The sequence below is a fragment of the Streptomyces sp. TRM49041 genome (genome assembly GCF_008271805.1).
Classification (GTDB): Bacteria; Actinomycetota; Actinomycetes; order Streptomycetales; family Streptomycetaceae; genus Streptomyces.
Genome location: NZ_VSRY01000103.1, coordinates 50,819 through 68,770, shown reverse-complemented (window position 1 = coordinate 68,770; position 17,952 = coordinate 50,819). Strand labels below are relative to the sequence as shown.

15 protein-coding genes are annotated in these 17,952 nt (G+C 70.6%); 7 read left to right on the top strand and 8 right to left on the bottom strand.

Annotated elements, in window-relative coordinates:
• Window positions 1-125 precede the first annotated feature (125 nt).
• From FVS66_RS11490 to FVS66_RS11480, 3 genes are all read left to right on the top strand, one after another.
• Entirely contained in the window at window positions 126-1,043 is a 918-nt protein-coding gene (locus tag FVS66_RS11490; protein ID WP_149180924.1) for an NUDIX hydrolase, read from the top strand.
• Complete coding sequence (locus FVS66_RS11485; protein WP_149180923.1) at window positions 1,040-1,870, top strand: MBL fold metallo-hydrolase; 831 nt, start codon at window positions 1,040-1,042, stop codon at window positions 1,868-1,870. Before FVS66_RS11490 ends, FVS66_RS11485 begins: the two co-directional genes overlap by 4 nt.
• A gap of 162 nt (window positions 1,871-2,032) precedes the next feature.
• The gene (locus FVS66_RS11480) at window positions 2,033-2,917 is read left to right on the top strand and encodes a prohibitin family protein (RefSeq protein ID WP_149180922.1); all 885 of its coding nucleotides are present in this window, start codon (window positions 2,033-2,035) and stop codon (window positions 2,915-2,917) included.
• Window positions 2,918-3,107: 190 nt separating this feature from the next.
• Here the strand turns inward: FVS66_RS11480 and FVS66_RS11475 are convergent, their stop codons facing one another.
• Window positions 3,108-3,782, bottom strand: coding sequence for a Crp/Fnr family transcriptional regulator (locus FVS66_RS11475; RefSeq protein WP_010473292.1), 675 nt, complete (start codon window positions 3,780-3,782; stop codon window positions 3,108-3,110).
• Between the two features lie 337 nt (window positions 3,783-4,119).
• Here FVS66_RS11475 and nth point away from each other — a divergent pair, with 337 nt between their 5' ends.
• The 3 genes from nth (at window position 4,120) to FVS66_RS11460 (ending at window position 7,086) form a co-directional block, all read left to right on the top strand.
• Window positions 4,120-4,992: an endonuclease III gene (gene nth, locus FVS66_RS11470; RefSeq protein WP_399225333.1), complete on the top strand. Its 873-nt coding sequence runs from the start codon at window positions 4,120-4,122 to the stop codon at window positions 4,990-4,992.
• A 102-nt stretch (window positions 4,993-5,094) separates the two neighbouring features.
• Window positions 5,095-5,820: a CoA pyrophosphatase gene (locus tag FVS66_RS11465; protein WP_149180920.1), complete on the top strand. Its 726-nt coding sequence runs from the start codon at window positions 5,095-5,097 to the stop codon at window positions 5,818-5,820.
• A 66-nt stretch (window positions 5,821-5,886) separates the two neighbouring features.
• Entirely contained in the window at window positions 5,887-7,086 is a 1,200-nt protein-coding gene (locus tag FVS66_RS11460; RefSeq protein WP_187645479.1) for a MarP family serine protease, read from the top strand.
• A 50-nt stretch (window positions 7,087-7,136) separates the two neighbouring features.
• Here the strand turns inward: FVS66_RS11460 and FVS66_RS35845 are convergent, their stop codons facing one another.
• The 6 genes from FVS66_RS35845 to FVS66_RS11430 form a co-directional block, all read right to left on the bottom strand.
• Window positions 7,137-7,316, bottom strand: coding sequence for a hypothetical protein (locus tag FVS66_RS35845; protein WP_149180918.1), 180 nt, complete (start codon window positions 7,314-7,316; stop codon window positions 7,137-7,139).
• Window positions 7,317-7,483: 167 nt separating this feature from the next.
• Window positions 7,484-8,425 (bottom strand): alpha/beta fold hydrolase, encoded by a 942-nt coding sequence (locus FVS66_RS11450; RefSeq protein WP_149180917.1) that lies wholly within the window; start codon window positions 8,423-8,425, stop codon window positions 7,484-7,486.
• Window positions 8,422-8,916, bottom strand: a complete 495-nt coding sequence (locus tag FVS66_RS11445; protein WP_149180916.1) for a phage holin family protein — start codon at window positions 8,914-8,916, stop codon at window positions 8,422-8,424. The genes FVS66_RS11450 and FVS66_RS11445 overlap by 4 nt, the downstream gene beginning before the upstream one ends.
• A gap of 38 nt (window positions 8,917-8,954) precedes the next feature.
• Window positions 8,955-10,379 carry a Na+/H+ antiporter NhaA gene (gene nhaA, locus FVS66_RS11440; RefSeq protein WP_149180915.1) on the bottom strand — a complete coding sequence of 475 codons (1,425 nt, stop codon included), beginning with the start codon at window positions 10,377-10,379 and terminating at the stop codon, window positions 8,955-8,957.
• Window positions 10,380-10,623: 244 nt separating this feature from the next.
• A complete protein-coding gene (gene acs / locus FVS66_RS11435; protein WP_149180914.1) occupies window positions 10,624-12,594 on the bottom strand; it encodes an acetate--CoA ligase in 1,971 nt (656 codons plus the stop codon).
• Between the two features lie 257 nt (window positions 12,595-12,851).
• A complete protein-coding gene (locus FVS66_RS11430; RefSeq protein WP_149180913.1) occupies window positions 12,852-15,314 on the bottom strand; it encodes a bifunctional SulP family inorganic anion transporter/carbonic anhydrase in 2,463 nt (820 codons plus the stop codon).
• 297 nt (window positions 15,315-15,611) lie between these two features.
• Here FVS66_RS11430 and FVS66_RS11425 point away from each other — a divergent pair, with 297 nt between their 5' ends.
• Window positions 15,612-16,934, top strand: a complete 1,323-nt coding sequence (locus tag FVS66_RS11425; protein ID WP_149180912.1) for a hypothetical protein — start codon at window positions 15,612-15,614, stop codon at window positions 16,932-16,934.
• On the opposite strand, the gene FVS66_RS11420 is transcribed toward FVS66_RS11425, so the two are convergent.
• On the bottom strand, window positions 16,931-17,914 hold the full coding sequence (locus tag FVS66_RS11420; protein ID WP_149180911.1) for an ATP-binding protein: 984 nt from the start codon (window positions 17,912-17,914) through the stop codon (window positions 16,931-16,933). The genes FVS66_RS11425 and FVS66_RS11420 overlap by 4 nt on opposite strands.
• Window positions 17,915-17,952: the final 38 nt, after the last annotated feature.

Genomic DNA, 17,952 nt, shown 5'->3' with positions numbered 1-17,952 from the left:
CAGGGCCCTGGCGGGGCCACTCGCCTCCTTGGGACGCCGGACCCGCGGGCGACCCTGCCTGGGCTCTCCCGCCGGACGGCCGGATCGGTCTCGAACATCCGGGGCGATCCGCATAGGCTCCGGCCATGTCCAATGGTCAGTGGTACCCACCGGAATGGCCCGACCGCATCCGCGCTCTCGCAGCCGGTGAGCTGACAGCCGTCGCGCCCAGGCGGGCCGCCACCGTGCTGCTCCTCCGCGGCACCGGCACCGGCGGCGGCACCGGCGGCGACACCAGCACCGGCGGCGGTACCGGCACCGAGGTGCACATGCTGCGCCGCCGGACCTCCATGGCCTTCGCCGGCGGCGCGTACGCCTACCCCGGCGGCGCCGTCGACCCCCGCGACGAGCACCCGGTGCGCTGGGCCGGTCCCACCCCGGGGGACTGGGCGGCCCGCCTCGGCGTGGCGACCCCGGCCGAGGCGCAGGCCATCGTCTGCGCGGCCGTGCGGGAGACGTACGAGGAGGCGGGTGTCCTCCTCGCGGGCCCGACCCCCGACTCGGTCGTCGGCGACACGACAGGCGACGCGTGGGAGGCCGCCCGCGCCGCCCTCGTGGCCCGCGAGCTGTCGTTCGCGGAGTTCCTGGACGGCCGCGACCTCGTCCTCCGCTCGGACCTCCTGGGCGCGTGGGCGCGCTGGATCACCCCCGAGTTCGAGCCGCGCCGCTACGACACCTGGTTCTTCGTGGCCGCCCTCCCGACGGGCCAGCGGACCCGCAACGCCTCGACGGAGGCCGACCGGACCGTGTGGATCAGCCCCGCGGAGGCCGCCGCCGGCTACGACCGCGGCGAGCTCCTCATGATGCCGCCCACCATCGCCACGCTCCGCACCCTCGCCGCGTACGGCACCCCCCTCGCCGCCCTGGAGGCGGCCCGGGACCAGGACCTCACGCCCGTACTCGCGCAGGCCCGCCTGGAGGGCGACGAGGTCGTACTGAGCTGGCCGGGCCATGACGAGTTCACCAAGCACGTGCCCGGCGCGCCCACCGGAGGTGCCGTATGACGAACGCCGCCGCCCTCCCCGGCCGACCGCGCGGAGCCGTGATCTCGGGCCCCGCGACCGAGCGTGCCGTGAACGTCCTCGCGCCCAACCCGTCCGCGATGACCCTGGACGGCACCAACACCTGGATCCTCTCCGAGCCGGGGTCCGGGCTCGCCGTGGTCGTCGACCCCGGGCCGCTCGACGAGAGCCACCTCACCGCCGTACGGGACACGGCCGAGCGCCTCGGCAAGCGCGTCGCGGTCACGCTGCTCACGCACGGCCACCCCGACCACGCGGCGGGCGCGGCGCGCTTCGCGGAGCTGACGGGGGCCCCCGTACGCGCTCTGGACCCGGCGCTGCGGCTCGGTGACGAGGGGCTCGCCGCCGGCCAGGCCGTCGAGGTCGGCGGTCTGGAGCTGCGCGTCGTACCGACACCCGGTCACACCGAGGACTCGCTCAGTTTCCACCTGCCGGCGGACCGCGCGGTGCTGACCGGCGACACGGTCCTGGGCCGTGGCACGACGGTCGTGGCGCACCCGGACGGGCGGCTCGGCGACTACCTGGACTCGCTGCGGCGGCTGCGTTCGCTGACCGTCGACGACGGTGTGCGCACGGTCCTGCCGGGCCACGGTCCGGTGCTGGACGACGCCCAGGGAGCGGTGGAGTTCTACCTGGCGCACCGCGCGCACCGGCTCGCCCAGGTCGAGACCGCCGTGGAGGACGGTTACACGACTCCGGCGGAGGTCGTCGCGCATGTGTACGCGGACGTCGACAGGTCGCTCTGGCCCGCCGCCGAACTGTCGGCGCGCGCGCAGTTGGAGTACCTCTCCGAGCACGGCCTGATCTGAGCGGCGGAAGCAGCCGGTACGTACGGTTCCGGCAGCGGGGAGCGGTGCTGAACTGCGCGGGACCGGCATGTTCCAGCCGACACGCGATGCTTTACGCTCCCTTTACATCGCCTGAGGTCGTCCCCGGGTGATGTCTCATGTCGCTCGAACGGGGGGATCCACGTGTTTGTCCTGTCCATACTGCTGCTCATCGCCGCGGTGATCCTGTACTTCGTCGGACGGAGCGACGGACGCCCGGCCTTCCGGCTCGGCGCGGTGGGCGCGCTGCTGGCGGGCCTGTTCTCGGGGCTGGCCAGCTGCCTGGTCATCGTCAGCGCGTACGAGGTCGGCGTCCCGGTGACCTTCGGCAAGGTCGGCAGCCCGATGACGCCCGGCCTGAACGTCGTCTCTCCTTTCACGACCGTCACCACCTTCTCCACGCGCCCCGTCGACCTGAACCTCTCCGACAAGGACGTGGTCGAGGTCCGCTCCTCACAGGGGGGCGTGATGTACGTCGAGGTCACCGTGAAGTGGGCGGTCGCCCCGTCCAAGGCGGTGGAGCTGTACCGGCTCGCCGGGAACGAGGCCGCCATCCAGCAGCGGCTGGTCTTCCCGGACAGCCGGGAGATCGTCCGTAACGTCTTCGCGCGCCACACGAGCGAGGAGGGCTACTCCTCCGCCCGCGAGAAGATCAACGCCGAGATCGGCGAGCTCGTCAAGGAGCGCCTGGCGCCGCGCGGCATCGACGTGACGACCGTGAACCTGCGGAACGTGAAGCCGTCCGACAAGCTCCAGGACCAGATCGACCGCAAGATCCAGCAGCAGCAGGCCACCGAGCGCGCGCAGGAGGCCGCCCGTACGGCCACGGCTGAGGCCGAGCGGCGCCGGATCGAGGCGGAGGGCATCGCCCGGGCCAACAAGATCCTGAACGACTCGCTCAGCGACAAGGTCCTGCTCAACCAGTGCATCGACGCCTTCAAGGAGGCCGCCGCCAAGAACCCGGTGTACGCCGTGCCGTGCGGCAGCGGCAGCGGGACGCCGGTGATCGTGGACGGCAAGAAGAGCTGACTCCGGTCCCTTACGTATACGTGGGGGACGACGTACGAGAGGGCCGCCCCGCAGTCGACTGCGGGGCGGCCCTCTCGACATACGCCATATGTGCGGCGCGGCGCGGCGGGGCGTGGCCCTGTCGGCCTGTCGTGGCCTGTCGTGCGTCGCGGCCGGGCCGGGCCTGGCGGCCGGCTCAGCTCAGCTCAGCTCAGCGCGAGCGCTTCGCGAGGCGCTCCACGTCCAGCAGGATCACGGCCCGCGCCTCCAGACGCAGCCAGCCGCGGCCCGCGAAGTCGGCCAGCGCCTTGTTGACGGTCTCGCGTGACGCGCCGACGAGCTGGGCCAGCTCCTCCTGGGTCAGGTCGTGCACCACGTGGATGCCCTCCTCCGACTGCACACCGAAGCGGCGCGACAGGTCGAGGAGTGCCCGGGCGACGCGGCCCGGCACGTCGGAGAAGACCAGGTCGGACATCTGGTCGTTGGTCTTGCGCAGACGGCGGGCGACGGCGCGCAGCAGGGCCGACGCCACCTCGGGGCGGGCGTTCAGCCAGGGCTGGAGGTCGCCGTGGCCCAGGCCGAGGAGCTTGACCTCGGTCAGCGCGGTCGCCGTGGCCGTACGCGGACCCGGGTCGAAGAGGGACAGCTCACCGATGAGCTCGCCGGGGCCCAGGACGGCGAGCATGTTCTCGCGGCCGTCGGGGGAGGTGCGGTGGAGCTTGACCTTGCCTTCGGTGACCACGTAGAGCCGGTCGCCCGGGTCGCCTTCGTGGAAGAGCGCGTCGCCACGGGCAAGCGTCACCTCACTCATCGAGGCGCGGAGCTCCGCGGCCTGCTCGTCATCGAGCGCCGCGAAGAGCGGGGCGCGCCGCAGAACGTCGTCCACGAGTTCTCTCCTATGTCGACCTGCTCAGGGACGTTGGTCCCATGATGCCGGACAGTGTGGCGCTCGTCCGGGGGGCGCTGCGCGAGGCGGCTCCCCGCCGGGACCGGCTCCCGCAGGTAAATTATCGTGCGATCAATCACAACAAGTTTGACGCACTGGTACGCGTGTCCGTACGGCAGGGGCCCGATTGGGTCCTGATCGCCCATGCCCAGGGCGGATGTCGGTGGTGGCGCTTAGGCTGGCCGGGTGTCCAAGTCGCCAGTGAGAGCCCTGTGAGAGCGCAGTGAGAGCGCAGGCCAAGGGGGCCGGGAGAGTGTCCGGGAAGAAGAATTCCGCTGTGGGCGAACAAGCGAAACCCTCAACAAAGAAAGTCGTACAGAAGCGGGCAAATGGGGTGAAGAAGGCGGGCGCGCCGGAATCCCGCCTCGCCCTGGTCCGCCGGGCGCGGCGGATCAACCGCGAGCTCGCCGAGATCTATCCGTACGCCCATCCGGAGCTCGACTTCCGCAACCCCTTCGAGCTCCTCGTGGCGACCGTCCTGTCCGCCCAGACGACCGACCTGCGGGTGAACCAGACCACGCCGGCGCTCTTCGCGAAGTACCCGACGCCGGAGGACATGGCGGCGGCGGTGCCGGAGGAGCTGGAGGAGATCATCCGGCCCACCGGCTTCTTCCGGGCCAAGGCCAGGTCGCTCATCGGGCTGTCCGCCGCCCTCCGGGACGACTTCGGCGCCGAGGTGCCCGGCCGACTGGCCGACCTGGTCACGCTCCCCGGGGTCGGCCGCAAAACGGCGAACGTGGTGCTGGGCAATGCCTTCGGCGTCCCCGGCGTCACCGTCGACACGCACTTCGGGCGGCTGGTCCGGCGCTGGAAGTGGACCGAGGAGGAGGACCCGGAGAAGGTCGAGGCGGAGATCTGCGCGCTCTTCCCGAAGTCGGAGTGGACGATGCTCTCGCACCGAGTGATCTTCCACGGCCGCCGAATCTGCCACGCCCGCAAGCCCGCCTGCGGCGCCTGCCCGATCGCGCCGCTCTGTCCGGCGTACGGGGAGGGGGAGACGGACCCGGCGAAGGCCGAGAAGCTGCTCAAGTACGAGAAGGGGGGCCACCCCGGCCAGCGCCTGGCCCCGCCCCCGGACTACCCCGGTCGCCCGGCCGCCCCGATGACCACCGGCGACGGTGAGGGCGACGGCAACGGCGCGGGGGGCTGAGGGCGGGGGGCTGAGGGCTGAGGGCATCCACGATCCGGCCGGCGGCGGAGGCGGGCGGAACGATCGAGTGACCGAAAAGCGTTGTGCAAGCCGGGGGTGCCTATGACACGCGCTGGAGAAGACGCATACGGCGTCAGCGGTGCGACCGGTACGGGAGGGCCGCCGCCCGTGACCGTGAGCGTCGACGGCCTGCCGAGGTGGCTGGAGCCGGTGGCGCGGGCCGCGCACGGTATCGCGCCCGAGCAGCTCAGCCGGTTTCTGCCGCCCGAGCAGGGAGGCCGCCAGGCGGCGGTGCTGATCCTTTTCGGGGAGGGGAAGCGCGGCCCCGAGCTGTTGCTGATGGAGCGCGCCGGCAGCCTCCGCTCGCACGCCGGCCAGCCGTCGTTCCCCGGCGGAGCCCTCGACCCCGAGGACGGCGACCCGGCGACGCTGGGGCCGCTGCGCGCCGCGCTGCGCGAGGCCGAGGAGGAAACGGGTCTCGACCCCGACGGCGTACAGGTCTTCGCCGTACTGCCCCGCCTCTTCATCCCGGTGAGCGGCTTCGTCGTCACGCCCGTACTCGGGTGGTGGAAGGACCCGACCCCGGTCGGCGCCGTGGACCCGGCGGAGACCGCGCGGGTCTTCACGGTGCCCGTGGCCGACCTCACGGACCCGTCCAACCGCTCGACGGCCGTCCACCCCAGCGGCCACCGAGGCCCGGCATTCCTGGTCGAATCCGCCCTGGTGTGGGGATTCACGGCCGGGCTGATCGACCGGATCCTCCACTTCGCGGGCTGGGAAGAGCCCTGGGACCGGGGGAGGCAGGTCCCGCTCGACTGGCGTGCATGACAGGCTGACTGCTGGGCTCCGCGGCCGCACGGGGCGGCCGGAGACGAATCTGCGAGGCTAATGACGGTGAACGTGCTGGACATCCTGCTGCTGGTCGCCGCCGTGTGGTTCGCGATCGTCGGGTACCGACAGGGGTTCGTGGTCGGCATCCTGTCGGTGATCGGCTTCTTGGGGGGCGGGCTTGTCGCCGTCTACCTGCTGCCGCTCGTGTGGGGCCCGCTCACCGGCGACGCCGAGGTCTCCACGACCGCCGCGATCATCGCCATCGCGATCGTGCTCATCTTCGCGTCCGTGGGGCAGACCTTCACCACCCACCTGGGCAACAAGCTCCGCCGCCACATCACCTGGTCCCCCGCCCGCGCGCTGGACGCGACGGGCGGCGCGCTGGTGAACGTGGTCGCGATGCTGCTCGTCGCCTGGCTGATCGGCTCCGCCCTGGCCGGTACGTCCCTGCCGACCCTCGGCAAGGAGGTCCGTAACTCCAAGGTGCTCCTCGGCGTGTCCCGGGTGATGCCCACCCAGGCGTCGACGATGTTCACGGACTTCTCGTCGGTGCTGGCACAGAACGGCTTCCCGCAGGTCTTCAGCCCGTTCGCGAACGAACCCATCACGGAGGTCCGGCCGCCCGACCCGGCGCTGGTCAACAGCCCGGTGGCGGCGCGCGCCCAGCAGTCCATCGTGAAGGTCGTCGGCACGGCGCGCAGCTGCGGCAAGGTCCTGGAGGGCACGGGCTTCGTCTTCGGCGAGCGCCGCGTCATGACGAACGCCCATGTGGTGGGCGGCGTCGACGAGCCGACCGTCCAGATAGGCGGCCAGGGCAGGCTGTACGACGCGACGGTCGTCCTGTACGACTGGCGGCGCGACATCGCCGTACTCGACGTGCCTGATCTGCGGGCGACGCCGCTGGAGTTCACCGAGAACGACGCCCGCAGCGGCGACAGCGCGATCGTCGCGGGCTTCCCGGAGAACGGCGCGTACGACGTGCGCTCGGCGCGCGTCCGTGGCCGTATCAATGCCGACGGCCCGGACATCTACCACCGAGGCGAGGTCCGGCGCGATGTCTACTCGCTCTTCACTACGGTCCGCCAGGGCAACTCCGGCGGACCGCTCCTGACCGCGGACGGCAAGGTGTACGGCGTGATCTTCGCGCGGTCCCTGGACGACGCGAACACGGGGTACGCCCTGACGGTCGACGAGATCCGCGAGGACATCACCCTGGGCCTGAGCGCCAACCAGCAGGTGGACAGCCAGGGGTGCGCACTCTGACGCGCCGGGTCCGGGGCGCGGCGCCCGTGTCGGCGCCGCGCCCCGCGGGCTCAGTCGCGCTGATGCCGCAGCCGGGCGGAGACCCAGCGGGCCCGGCGGCGCAGGATGCGCGGGATCCCGAGACGGGCGTCCATCTCCTGGCCCCGTGGGCCGCCACTCCTCTCGGGAGGCGGCGCGGCGGCCGAGCGGCGAGTACGTGCAGCGTCAACATGGTCGTGCGTCCAGCCCATACCCCGACGTGTGCCCGGGCCCCATGGTCGGTAACCGCCTGAGGGACAGCCAATTGGCCTATGCGTCGGGCATTTGGCTTTTCGTAGGACAACCGTTCCTGCGGGTTTCCGCGGCTTCCGCCGGACGGTCCCTCAGAGGCGCCCCGAACGGGCCTCGGCGGTCGGGCTCAGCGGTCGGGCTCGGGGTCCTTCAGCCAGTTGATGAGCTCCGTGGAGAAGGCCAACGGGTCCTCCTCGTGCGGGAAGTGGCCCAGCCCGTCGAACAGCCGCCAACGGTAGGGCGCCTCCACGTACTCACCCGAGCCGGCCGCGCTGCGCGTACGCATCACCGGGTCCTGGGAGCCGTGCAGATGCAGCGTCGGAACCCGTACGGGACGCTTCATACGGCGGTTGAACTGGATGCCGTCGGGGCGGGCCAGCGACCGCACCATCCACCGGTACGGCTCGATCGAGCAGTGCGCCGTCGACGGGATGGTCATCGCCCGCCGGTACACGTCGACCGCCGCGTCGTCCGGCACCCGCGCCCCGGACCAGTCCCGGATCAACTCGCCGACCAGCGCCGCGTCGTCCGCGACGAGCCGTCGCTCGGGCAGCCACGGGCGCTGGAAGCCCCACACGTACGAACCGGCGCGTGACTGCGCGAAGTCGGAGAGCATCGCCGAGCGCCACCGCCGCGGGTGCGGCATCGACGAGACGGCCAGGCGGCGCACCAGCTTGGGCCGCATCACCGCGGCCGTCCACGCCAGGTACCCGCCCAGGTCGTGGCCGACCAGCGCCGCGTCCGGCTCGCCCAGGGAACGTACGACGCCCGTGATGTCGAGCGCCAGGTTCGCCGGGTCGTAGCCGCGGGGCGTACGGTCGCTGCCGCCCACGCCCCGCAGGTCCATCGCCACGGCCCGGAACCCCGCGTCGGCGAGCGCGGTCAGCTGGTGCCGCCAGGTCCACCAGAACTGCGGGAAGCCGTGCAGCAGCAGCACCAGCGGACCGTCGCCGAGCTCCGCGATGTGGAAGCGTGCCCCGTTTGCGGCCACGTCACGGTGCGTCCAGGGGCCGTCGATCCGGACGGGACTGCCGCCGGGGGCACCGGTACTGCTCTCAGGGACCGTCATGCGGACGAGCGTGCCACAGTCGTGGCCTTCTCCAGGACCGGAGTGGTGTCAGGGCGCGGATGAGGCCTGACGTTCTGCAGCACCGCGGCGGTCTCCTTCATGGAGGCGGCCGTCTTCTGTGTGCCCTTGCCCTGCTTCGCCTTCTTCGCGAAGGCGGCGCCGACCAGGGCCAGCAGGCCGGCGACGACGACGTTCACCCCGAAGGACGCCAGGAAGCAGAGGGACAGGTGCCAGCCGGTCCAGGCGCGGAAGCCGTACGCGAGCGCGAAGCTCAGCATCGGTAGCGAGAAGATCAGCACCACACCGGCCCCGAGGAACCCCGTGCCGCTGATGGCGCCGCGCTTGACGTCCTGCCGCAGCTGGGCCTTCGCCAGCGAGATCTCGTCGTGCACGAGCGCGGACATCTCGGCGGTCGCCGAGGCGACCAGCTGACCGAGACTGCGCTCTGCACCGTTCCCGGCGATACCGGTGTTGCCGGCGGGGTCGCTCATCGTCCAGCTCCCTCTCTCCTCTACGGTCCGACCTCAGATCATGCCGGACGGTCGCCGTCCCCGCGCGACGCCCCCGCTTCTTCGGCCTGCCGCCGGTGCTCCGCGGCCTTCCGCTCGTAGATCTCCGCGAGGCGGCGGTGGTGCTCCGGGTCGTCCACCTCGTACACGTCGGGGATACCGCTCATGTCCTCGTCGCGCTCCTCGACCTCGACGAGGACCTGGTACTTGCGTACGCGCAGCTTCAACAGGACGGAGGCGAGCAGCGCGGCGATCAGCGAACCGACCAGGACGGCCGCCTTGACCTCGTCGGTCAGCTCGGCGTCGCCCTCGAACGCGAGCTCGCCGATGAGCAGCGAGACCGTGAAACCGATGCCGGCGAGGGTGGCGACGGCGAAGAGGTCCGCCCAGGCCAGGTCCTCGTTGAGCTTCGCCCGGGTGAAGCGGGCGGTCAGCCAGGTACCGCCGAAGATGCCGAACGCCTTACCGACGACCAGGCCGAGGACCACGCCCAGCGTCTCCGGCTTGGTGAACACATCGCTCATAGCGCCGCCGGACACCGACACGCCCGCCGAGAACAGGGCGAACATCGGTACGGCGAACCCGGCCGACAGCGGACGCACCTGGTGCTCGATGTGCTCGCCCGGGGACAGCTCCTCGCCCTCGCGGCGGCTGCAGCGCAGCATCAGGCCCATGGCGACACCGGCGATGGTGGCGTGGACGCCGCTGTTGTACATCAGGCCCCAGACGACCAGGCCCAGCGGCACGTACACGTACCAGCCGCGGACACCCTTGCGCAGCAGGAACCAGAAGAGGACCAGTCCGGCGACGGCGCCGCCGAGCGCGACGAAGTTCAGGTCGCTGGTGAAGAACACCGCGATGATCAGGATCGCGAAGAGGTCGTCGACCACGGCGAGCGTGAGCAGGAACGCCCGGAGCGCGGAGGGCAGCGAGGTACCGATGACGGCCAGCACGGCGAGCGCGAACGCGATGTCGGTGGCGGTCGGAACCGCCCACCCGGCGAGTGAGCCGTCGCCGCTGAGATTGACGACGAGGTACACGAGCGCGGGGGCGATCATGCCGCAGAGCGCGGCGATCACGGGGAGGGCCGCGGCCTTGGGGTCGCGGAGCTCGCCCGCCACCAGTTCACGCTTGAGCTCGATACCCGCGACGAAGAAGAAGATCGCAAGCAGTCCGTCCGCGGCCCAGTGCTGTATTGAGAGGTCCAGCCCGAGTGCCGCCGGCCCTATGTGGAAGTCGCGTACGGCCTCGTAGCTCTCCCTCACCGGGGTGTTCGCCCAGACGAGGGCGGCGATGGCGGCGATGAGCAGGAGAACGCCACCGACGGTCTCCGCGCGCAGTGCGTCCGCCACGAAGGTCCGCTCGGGGAGCGAGAGGCGGCCGAGGAACTTGCGCTCAGCGGTGTCGTTGGTGCCGGTGGTGTTGGGCGTCTTGGGCGCGGCCACGGTTACGGGACCTCCGGTAGGTGTCGGCGGACATGGCAAAGCACGTGCCGACCAGACTTCCCGGCGCCCCTAAGATTTTTATCGCTTTGTTGATGCGACCCATACCCTACCGGGAGGGCGCAAGGGCTTATGCGGCAAACTTCACCTTATGCATAAAAAGGACACCCGGCGCGCCGTCGCCGGGTGTCCTGGGGGTCCCGTTCGGACCTCGTCGGCCGCCTCGCGGCCGACTGTCGGCCTCCTGTCAGTCCTCGCTGGGAGAGGACGGCAGCTTGGCCTGGATAAGGTCCATCACGGACGAGTCGGTGAGGGTGGTGACATCGCCGAGCTGGCGGTGCTCCGCCACGTCGCGGAGCAGCCGGCGCATGATCTTGCCGGAGCGGGTCTTGGGCAGCTCCGCGACCGGGAGGATCCGCTTGGGCTTGGCGATCGGGCCGAGCGTGGCGGCCACGTGTTTGCGCAGGTCGGTGACAAGGCTGTCGCCGTCGGACTCCGCCTCGGCCGCCGCCGTGCTGCGCAGGATCACGAACGCGACGATGGCCTGGCCGGTCGTCTCGTCGGCAGCGCCCACGACGGCCGCCTCGGCGACCTTCGGGTGCGAGACGAGCGCCGACTCGACCTCGGTGGTGGAGATGTTGTGGCCGGACACCAGCATCACGTCGTCGACCCGGCCGAGCAGCCAGATGTCGCCGTCGTCGTCCTTCTTGGCGCCGTCGCCGGCGAAGTACTTGCCCTGGAAGCGCGACCAGTACGTCTCGATGAACCGCTGGTCGTCGCCCCAGATGGTGCGCAGCATCGACGGCCACGGCTCGGTGAGCACGAGGTAGCCGCCTCCGCCGTTCGGCACCTCGTTGGCCTCGTCGTCGACGACGGTTGCGGAGATGCCGGGCAGCGGCCGCTGTGCCGACCCGGGCTTGGTCTCGGTCACGCCGGGGAGCGGGGAGATCATCATCGAGCCGGTCTCGGTCTGCCACCAGGTGTCGACGATCGGGCAGCTGCCGCCCCCGATGTGCTCGCGGTACCAGATCCACGCCTCCGGGTTGATCGGCTCACCGACCGAACCCAGGATGCGCAGGCTGGACAGGTCGAACTTGGCGGGGATGTCGTCGCCCCACTTCATGAACGTACGGATCGCGGTGGGCGCCGTGTAGAGGATCGTGACGCCGTACTTCTGCACGATCTCCCAGAAGCGGCCCTGGTGCGGGGTGTCCGGGGTGCCCTCGTACATGACCTGCGTCGCGCCGTTGGCCATGGGCCCGTAGACGATGTACGAGTGGCCGGTGACCCATCCGATGTCGGCGGTGCACCAGTAGACGTCGGTCTCCGGCTTGAGGTCGAAGACCGCGTGGTGTGTGTAGGCCGCCTGGGTGAGGTAGCCGCCGGAGGTGTGGAGGATGCCCTTCGGCTTACCGGTGGTGCCGGAGGTGTAGAGGATGAAGAGCGGGTGCTCCGCGTCGAACGCCTCCGGCGTGTGCTCGGCGCTCTGCCGCCCGACGATGTCGTCCCACCACACGTCCCGGCCGTCGACCCACGCCACGTCCTGGCCCGTGCGGCGTACGACGAGGACGTGCTCGATCCGGTCGACCCGGCTGATGGCCTCGTCGACCGCGGGCTTGAGCACGGACGGCTTGCCCCGCCGGTAGCCGCCGTCGGCGGTGATGACCAGCTTGGCTTCGGCGTCCTCGATACGGGTGGCGATGGCGTCGGCCGAGAAGCCGCCGAAGACCACGGAGTGCGCGGCCCCGATACGGGCACAGGCCAGCATGGCGACGGCGGCCTCGGGGATCATGGGAAGGTAGACCGCGACACGGTCGCCCTTGCGTACCCCGAGCTCGGTCAGCGCATTGGCCGCTCGGCTGACCTCGTCCTGGAGCTCGGCATAGGTGATGGCCCGGCTGTCCCCCGGCTCCCCCTCGAAATGAATGGCGACCCGGTCGCCGAGACCGGCCTCCACATGCCGGTCGACGCAGTTGTACGCGACGTTGAGCTTGCCGTCGGCGAACCATTTGGCGAAGGGCGGGTTCGACCAGTCGAGCGTCTCGGTGGGCTCGGTGGCCCAGCTGAGCCGACGTGCCTGCTCGGCCCAGAAGCCGAGCCTGTCCGCCGTGGCCTGCTCGTACGCGGCCGCCGTCACATTGGCCTGCGCGGCCAGCTCGGCGGGCGGGGCGAAGCGCCGCTCCTCCTTCAGAAGGTTGGCCAGGCTCTCGTTGCTCACGACATCTCCCAATCCGAGGGCGTCCGATGTGTCCCGGCCCTTAGCTCACCAGTCAGATGCCCGGGTGACAAGGGTTTCCCAAGCATTGGTTTAGACCTCTTGGTGGATGGGGCGGTGCGGGCCGGCGACCCCTCCTCCCCGGGTGCTGGGCAAGGGACGGGGAAGAAGGGGCCACCCACCACCACGTCCCCTCCACCACTCCGGTTCACCAGGAGCGCTTCCCCATTGCGGACGTGTCGGGGCCTCGGGGGAGCTTTTCAGGCCCGCGCCTCCTCCGGGCGTGCCTCGTGCTCCTCCTCCTGGCGCGCCCCCTCCTGGCGCGCCCCTTCCCACTCCGCACGCAACGGCGACACCTGATGGAACACGCCATCCACCTCCCGCTTCTGTGTCAGCAGATAAGCCTGTGCCTCGCCCACATGGAAGTACATGCCATTCAGCTCCAAGGACCCCTCGGCGAGCCGCCGAGCCACGGACTCGTGGGCCTTCAGGTGCTCCAGCTGCTGCACCACATTCGTCAGGCACAGCTGCTCCACCGCGTCGGCGGGCAGCCGCCCCGACAACCTGGCCCACGCATGCTCCTTGCTCCGCATGCGCTCCAGGCTCGGCACCCCGTGCCGCAGCCAACGCCCCAGCGGCGTCGGCGGCGTCGGCGGCGTCTGAGGCGGCTGCGGCCCCCGCGAGTCCGACGGCGCGTCGGCGAACGGGCTGCTCAGCAGTGCCTGCATGGCCCCGCAGCCGGAGTGGCCGCACACCGTGATCGACCGCACACGCAGCACATCCACGGCGTACTCGATCGCCGCCGCCACCGAGTCGTCCCCGCTCTCCTCACCGGGCGGGGGCACCAGATTGCCCACGTTCCGCACGGTGAACAGGTCTCCCGGCCCACTCGCCGTGATCATGCTGGTGACCAGCCGGGAGTCCGCGCAGGTCAGGAAGAGCTGCGAGGGGCGCTGACCCTCGCGGGCCAGCCGGGAGAGCTCCTCACGCACATGCGGCGCCGTATTCCGCTGGAACGAGCTGAGCCCGCTCGCCAACTGATGCTCCGTCGTCTGGCGACGTCCCGCCGGATGCTCATCGCAGTGGTGGTTGCGCCAGGGCGTCCATGGCCGGCAGCAGGTGTGCGCCCCGGACGCGGGCTCCGCGATCCGGGTCCCGGAACGCCCGGTCACCTCCACCTGTCCGCCGTGCGCCAGCTGCGACATCTGCCAGTCCTGCAGCGTCTCGTACGCGGCGTGGTCCATGAAGGACCCGTCCAGCTCGACGACCACGCGCGCGTGCCCCGGGATCTGGTGCAGGGCCTTGCTCAGTCGCGGCACGGCCAGGAACGTCAACTGCCCGCGCACCCTCACATGTTCGACGCCATCCCGCTCCTCCCGGGTGATCCGTGTCCTGGCCAGCCGGTGCAGGGCGACGGCGATGGCCATCACGATGCCGATGCCTACGCCCTGGAGGACACCGACCAAGACGACACCGGTCACGGTCGCCGCGTACACGAGCACCTCGCGGTGGCGGGTGATCCGGCGGACGTGGGTGATGTTGACCATCTGGATGCCGACCGCCATGACGAGCGCGGCCAGCGCGGGCAGTGGGATGAGGTCGAGCACGGGGACGAGGAGCAGCGCAGCGAGCATCACCCAGCAGCCGTGCAGGATCGAGGAGTTACGGCTCACCGCGCCCGACGACACGTTGGCGACGCTGCGTACGGCCACTCCGGTGATCGGCAGCCCGCCGAGCGCACCGGACACGACGTTCCCGACGCCCTGACCCGCGAGCTCCCGGTCGAGCCGGGCGCGCGGGATCTGGACGGACGGCTGCTTGCGGGCTGCGACGAGCTTGTCCACCGCGACCGCGGACAGCAGCGACTCGACGCTGGCGACGAGCGTGATCGTGAGTACGGCGGCGATCAGTCCCAACACCGGTCCCTCGGGCAGGCCCGGCAGTGCGTGGCTGTGCCATGAGGGCAGATCGACCCGCGGCACCGCCAAGCCGAGGGTGCCGGCCAGAATCGTCGCGGCGGCGACCGCGGCGAGCGCTGTGGGCAGCTTCCGCGCCGCGTCCCCGAAGCGTCCGGGAATGCGCGGCCATACCAACAGGACGACGATCGTGACGGTGCTCACCGACAGGGCGGCCGTATGCGGATTCACCAACTGCCCCGGCAGCCCGAGCACATTGTCGACAGCGGAACTCTGCGGCGTACCCCCCAGGACGATGTGGAGCTGGGCGAGGGCGATCGTCACGCCGATGCCGGCCAGCATGCCGTGCACGATGGCCGGCGACACCGCCAACGCCGAACGCGCCACGCGCATGAAGGAGAGAGCGAGTTGGGTGAGACCGGCGAGCGCGGTGATGGCGCAGGTGGTACGCCACCCGTACCGCTGGATCAGCTCGGCGGTCACCACGGTGAGCCCTGCGGCGGGGCCGCTCACCTGGAGCGGCGCGCCGCCGAGGCGGCCGACGACGATGCCACCGACGGCGGCGGCAACGAGCCCGGCCTGCAGGGGCGCGCCGGTGGCCAGGGCGATGCCGAGGGAGAGCGGCAGGGCGATCAGGAAGACGGAGACCGAGGCGGACACATCGGCGCCCGCGATCCTGAAGCGGCGGCCGCCCGGCGGCGGGCTGTGCTCCCGGGCGAGGCGTGATGTCCGCAAGGCGCCGACTGCACGGCCGTCGTCGTCCGTGCGGCCGTCGTCGTCCGTGCGTGGGGGTGTGCAAGAGCTCATGGTTCCCGTCTCCTCGGGGGATTGTGCGGTCGCTCGGTGTGCGAGACGAACGTGGGGGACGAGGCCGTGGATGGCGGCGCGTGGGCTACGTCAACTGATGGGATTGCCAACTCTGAGTAAATGAATCGTAATGCAGAGTAAAGAGTCAGGCATTACTTTCCTGGCAAATGGGGCACTGATTCACTCGTGGAGGTGATTAGTCGTTTCATCGCGGCTCGTCGCGCCGCCCGCTTCCCGGCTGCGATGCGACCTTGACGGCGCTCGCACAGGAACCCGGAAGCACGGAAGGGTCGGCCGATGAGGGCTGTCAGGAAGAGGATCACCGTCGGCGCCGTCGCAGCGGGGCTGATCGCCGGGGTGGCCGGATGTTCGGCCTCCGACAGCGGCCAGGGCGGCCAGGGTGGCCAGGGCGCCGCGGGACCCGAGAAGGGGCCGGTCAAGAGTCCCGTCCGGCTGATCGGCGACGGCTCCACCGCCTACACGGGCGCCCAGCCGGGGCTGAGCCGTCCGACCCGCCTGAAACCAGGTCAGCGGCCGCCGCAGTTCGTGGTCTTCTCGTGGGACGGCGCGGGAGAGGACAGCCAGAAGCTGTTCTCCTACTTCCGTCACGTCAGCAAGAAGTACGGCGCGACGATGACGTACTTCCTCAGCGGCGTCTATCTGCTGCCCGAGGAGAAGGCGGCCCTCTACAGCCCGCCCCGCCACGCCCCGGGCCGCTCCGACATCGGCTTCAACGACACCGAGGGCATCCGTGACACCGTGCGCGAACTCCGCGCGGCCTGGCTGGAGGGCAACGAGATCGGCACCCACTTCAACGGCCACTTCTGCGGCCCGGAGGGCGGAGTCGGCACCTGGTCGGTCGAAGAGTGGAAGAGCGAGATCGCGCAGGCCAAGTCCTTCGTCAAGGCCTGGCGGACGAACTCGGGACTGGTGAACGAGAAGCCCCTGCCCTTCGACTACGACAAGGAGCTCATCGGTGCGCGGACCCCGTGCCTCGAAGGCCGCGAGAACTTCGTGCGCGCCGCGAGCGAGCTCGGCTGGCGCTACGACACCAGCGGTGTCAACAACCAGGTCTGGCCCAAGAAGGACGAAGGTCTGTGGGATCTGTCCATGCAGCTCGTGCCCATTCCGGGCCGGGGCTTCGAGACGCTGTCCATGGACTACAACTTCATGGTCAACCAGTCGGGCAAGACGACCAGGGGCAACCCCGCCATGCACACGTACTGGGGCAACCAGATGCGCGACGGCCTCATCCAGGCGTTCAACCGCTCCTATCAGGGCAACCGCGCACCGCTGATCATCGGCAACCACTTCGAGTCCTGGAACGGCGGCACGTATATGCGTGCGATCGAAGAAACGATTGCTCACGTCTGCGTCAAGCCTGAGGTGCGCTGCGTGTCGTTCCGTCAGCTCGCCGACTGGCTGGACGCCCAGGACCCGGCCGTCCTCGCCAAGCTCCGCACTCTGAAGGTGGGCCAGGCCCCCGCGACGGGCTGGTCCGAGTTCCTCGCCGCCGTGCCGGCGAACGCGTCCCCGTCCCCCGTGGTGGCCGAGGGCGGAGCCGGAGGCGACGCGGCGGCCCGCACGTCGTCACCGTCCGGTGTCCGCCGGGCCGACTAGACGGAGAGCTGCGACACCGCTTCACCCAGGACGAAGGCGGGGTCGACCTGTGCGGCGAGGTCGGCACCCGTCTTCGCGTTGCCCCAGCTCTCGGCGTTCTTGAGGTGGAAGTGCACCATCTGGCGCGTGTATCGCTCCCAGTCGCGGTGTGCGTACGTCGCGTCGGCGGCGGTCCGCAGCGCCCGCAGGGCCGCCCGGTTCTCCGGCTCCAGCGCCGCGAACGGGGCCGGTCGCCCCTTCTCCATGGACCGCACCCAGTCCGAGTGTCCGACTGTCACCAGCAGGTCGTCGCCCACCTCGGCGCGGAGGAAGTCCACGTCGTCCCGGCACTGGACCTTGTTGCCGACGACCCGGAGCGCCACACCGAAGTCCCGTGCGTACTCCTTGTACTGGCGGTAGACGGAGACGCCCTTCCGTGTGGGCTCGGCCACCAGGAACGTCATGTCGAAGCGGGTGAACATCCCGGACGCGAACGAGTCCGAGCCGGCCGTCATGTCGACCACGACGTACTCGTCCGGACCGTCGACCAGGTGGTTGAGGCACAGCTCGACCGCGCCGACCTTCGAGTGGTAGCAGGCCACCCCCAGGTCCGCCTCGGTGAACGGACCCGTCACCATCAGCCTGATCTCGCCGCCGTCCAGCGGCAGCGGGCGCGCGCAGGCCGCGTACACGGGGTTGTCCTCCCGGATGCGCAGCAGCCGGGAGCCCTCGCCCGGTGGAGTCGTTTTGATCATCGTGTCTGCGGAGGTGATCCGGGGGTTGCTGCCCCGCAGATACTGCTTGATCAACGGCAGCTGGGCGCCCATCGCGGGAAGCGCCGCGGCCTCCGCCTCGTCGAGGCCCAGTGCGGTGGCCAGGTGCTGGTTGATGTCGGCGTCGACCGCGACCACAGGGGCATCGGCGGTCGCCAGGTGGCGGATGAAGAGCGAGGACAGCGTCGTCTTTCCGCTGCCGCCCTTCCCAACGAAAGCGATCTTCATGTTCACCTAGGGTAGTGGTTCGGTGGCGGCAGGTTGCC

Bases quoted from the DNA above. Each gene is read 5' to 3' on its own strand.
- FVS66_RS11420 (WP_149180911.1), bottom strand. From the start codon at position 17,914: ATGAAGATCGCTTTCGTTGGGAAGGGCGGCAGCGGAAAGACGACGCTG.
- FVS66_RS11445 (WP_149180916.1), bottom strand. From the start codon at position 8,916: ATGAGCGACCCCGCCGGCAACACCGGTATCGCCGGGAACGGTGCAGAG.
- FVS66_RS11425 (WP_149180912.1), top strand. From the start codon at position 15,612: ATGAGGGCTGTCAGGAAGAGGATCACCGTCGGCGCCGTCGCAGCGGGG.
- FVS66_RS11465 (WP_149180920.1), top strand. From the start codon at position 5,095: ATGACACGCGCTGGAGAAGACGCATACGGCGTCAGCGGTGCGACCGGT.
- FVS66_RS35845 (WP_149180918.1), bottom strand. From the start codon at position 7,316: ATGGGCTGGACGCACGACCATGTTGACGCTGCACGTACTCGCCGCTCG.
- FVS66_RS11430 (WP_149180913.1), bottom strand. From the start codon at position 15,314: ATGAGCTCTTGCACACCCCCACGCACGGACGACGACGGCCGCACGGAC.
- FVS66_RS11450 (WP_149180917.1), bottom strand. From the start codon at position 8,425: ATGACGGTCCCTGAGAGCAGTACCGGTGCCCCCGGCGGCAGTCCCGTC.
- FVS66_RS11490 (WP_149180924.1), top strand. From the start codon at position 126: ATGTCCAATGGTCAGTGGTACCCACCGGAATGGCCCGACCGCATCCGC.
- FVS66_RS11485 (WP_149180923.1), top strand. From the start codon at position 1,040: ATGACGAACGCCGCCGCCCTCCCCGGCCGACCGCGCGGAGCCGTGATC.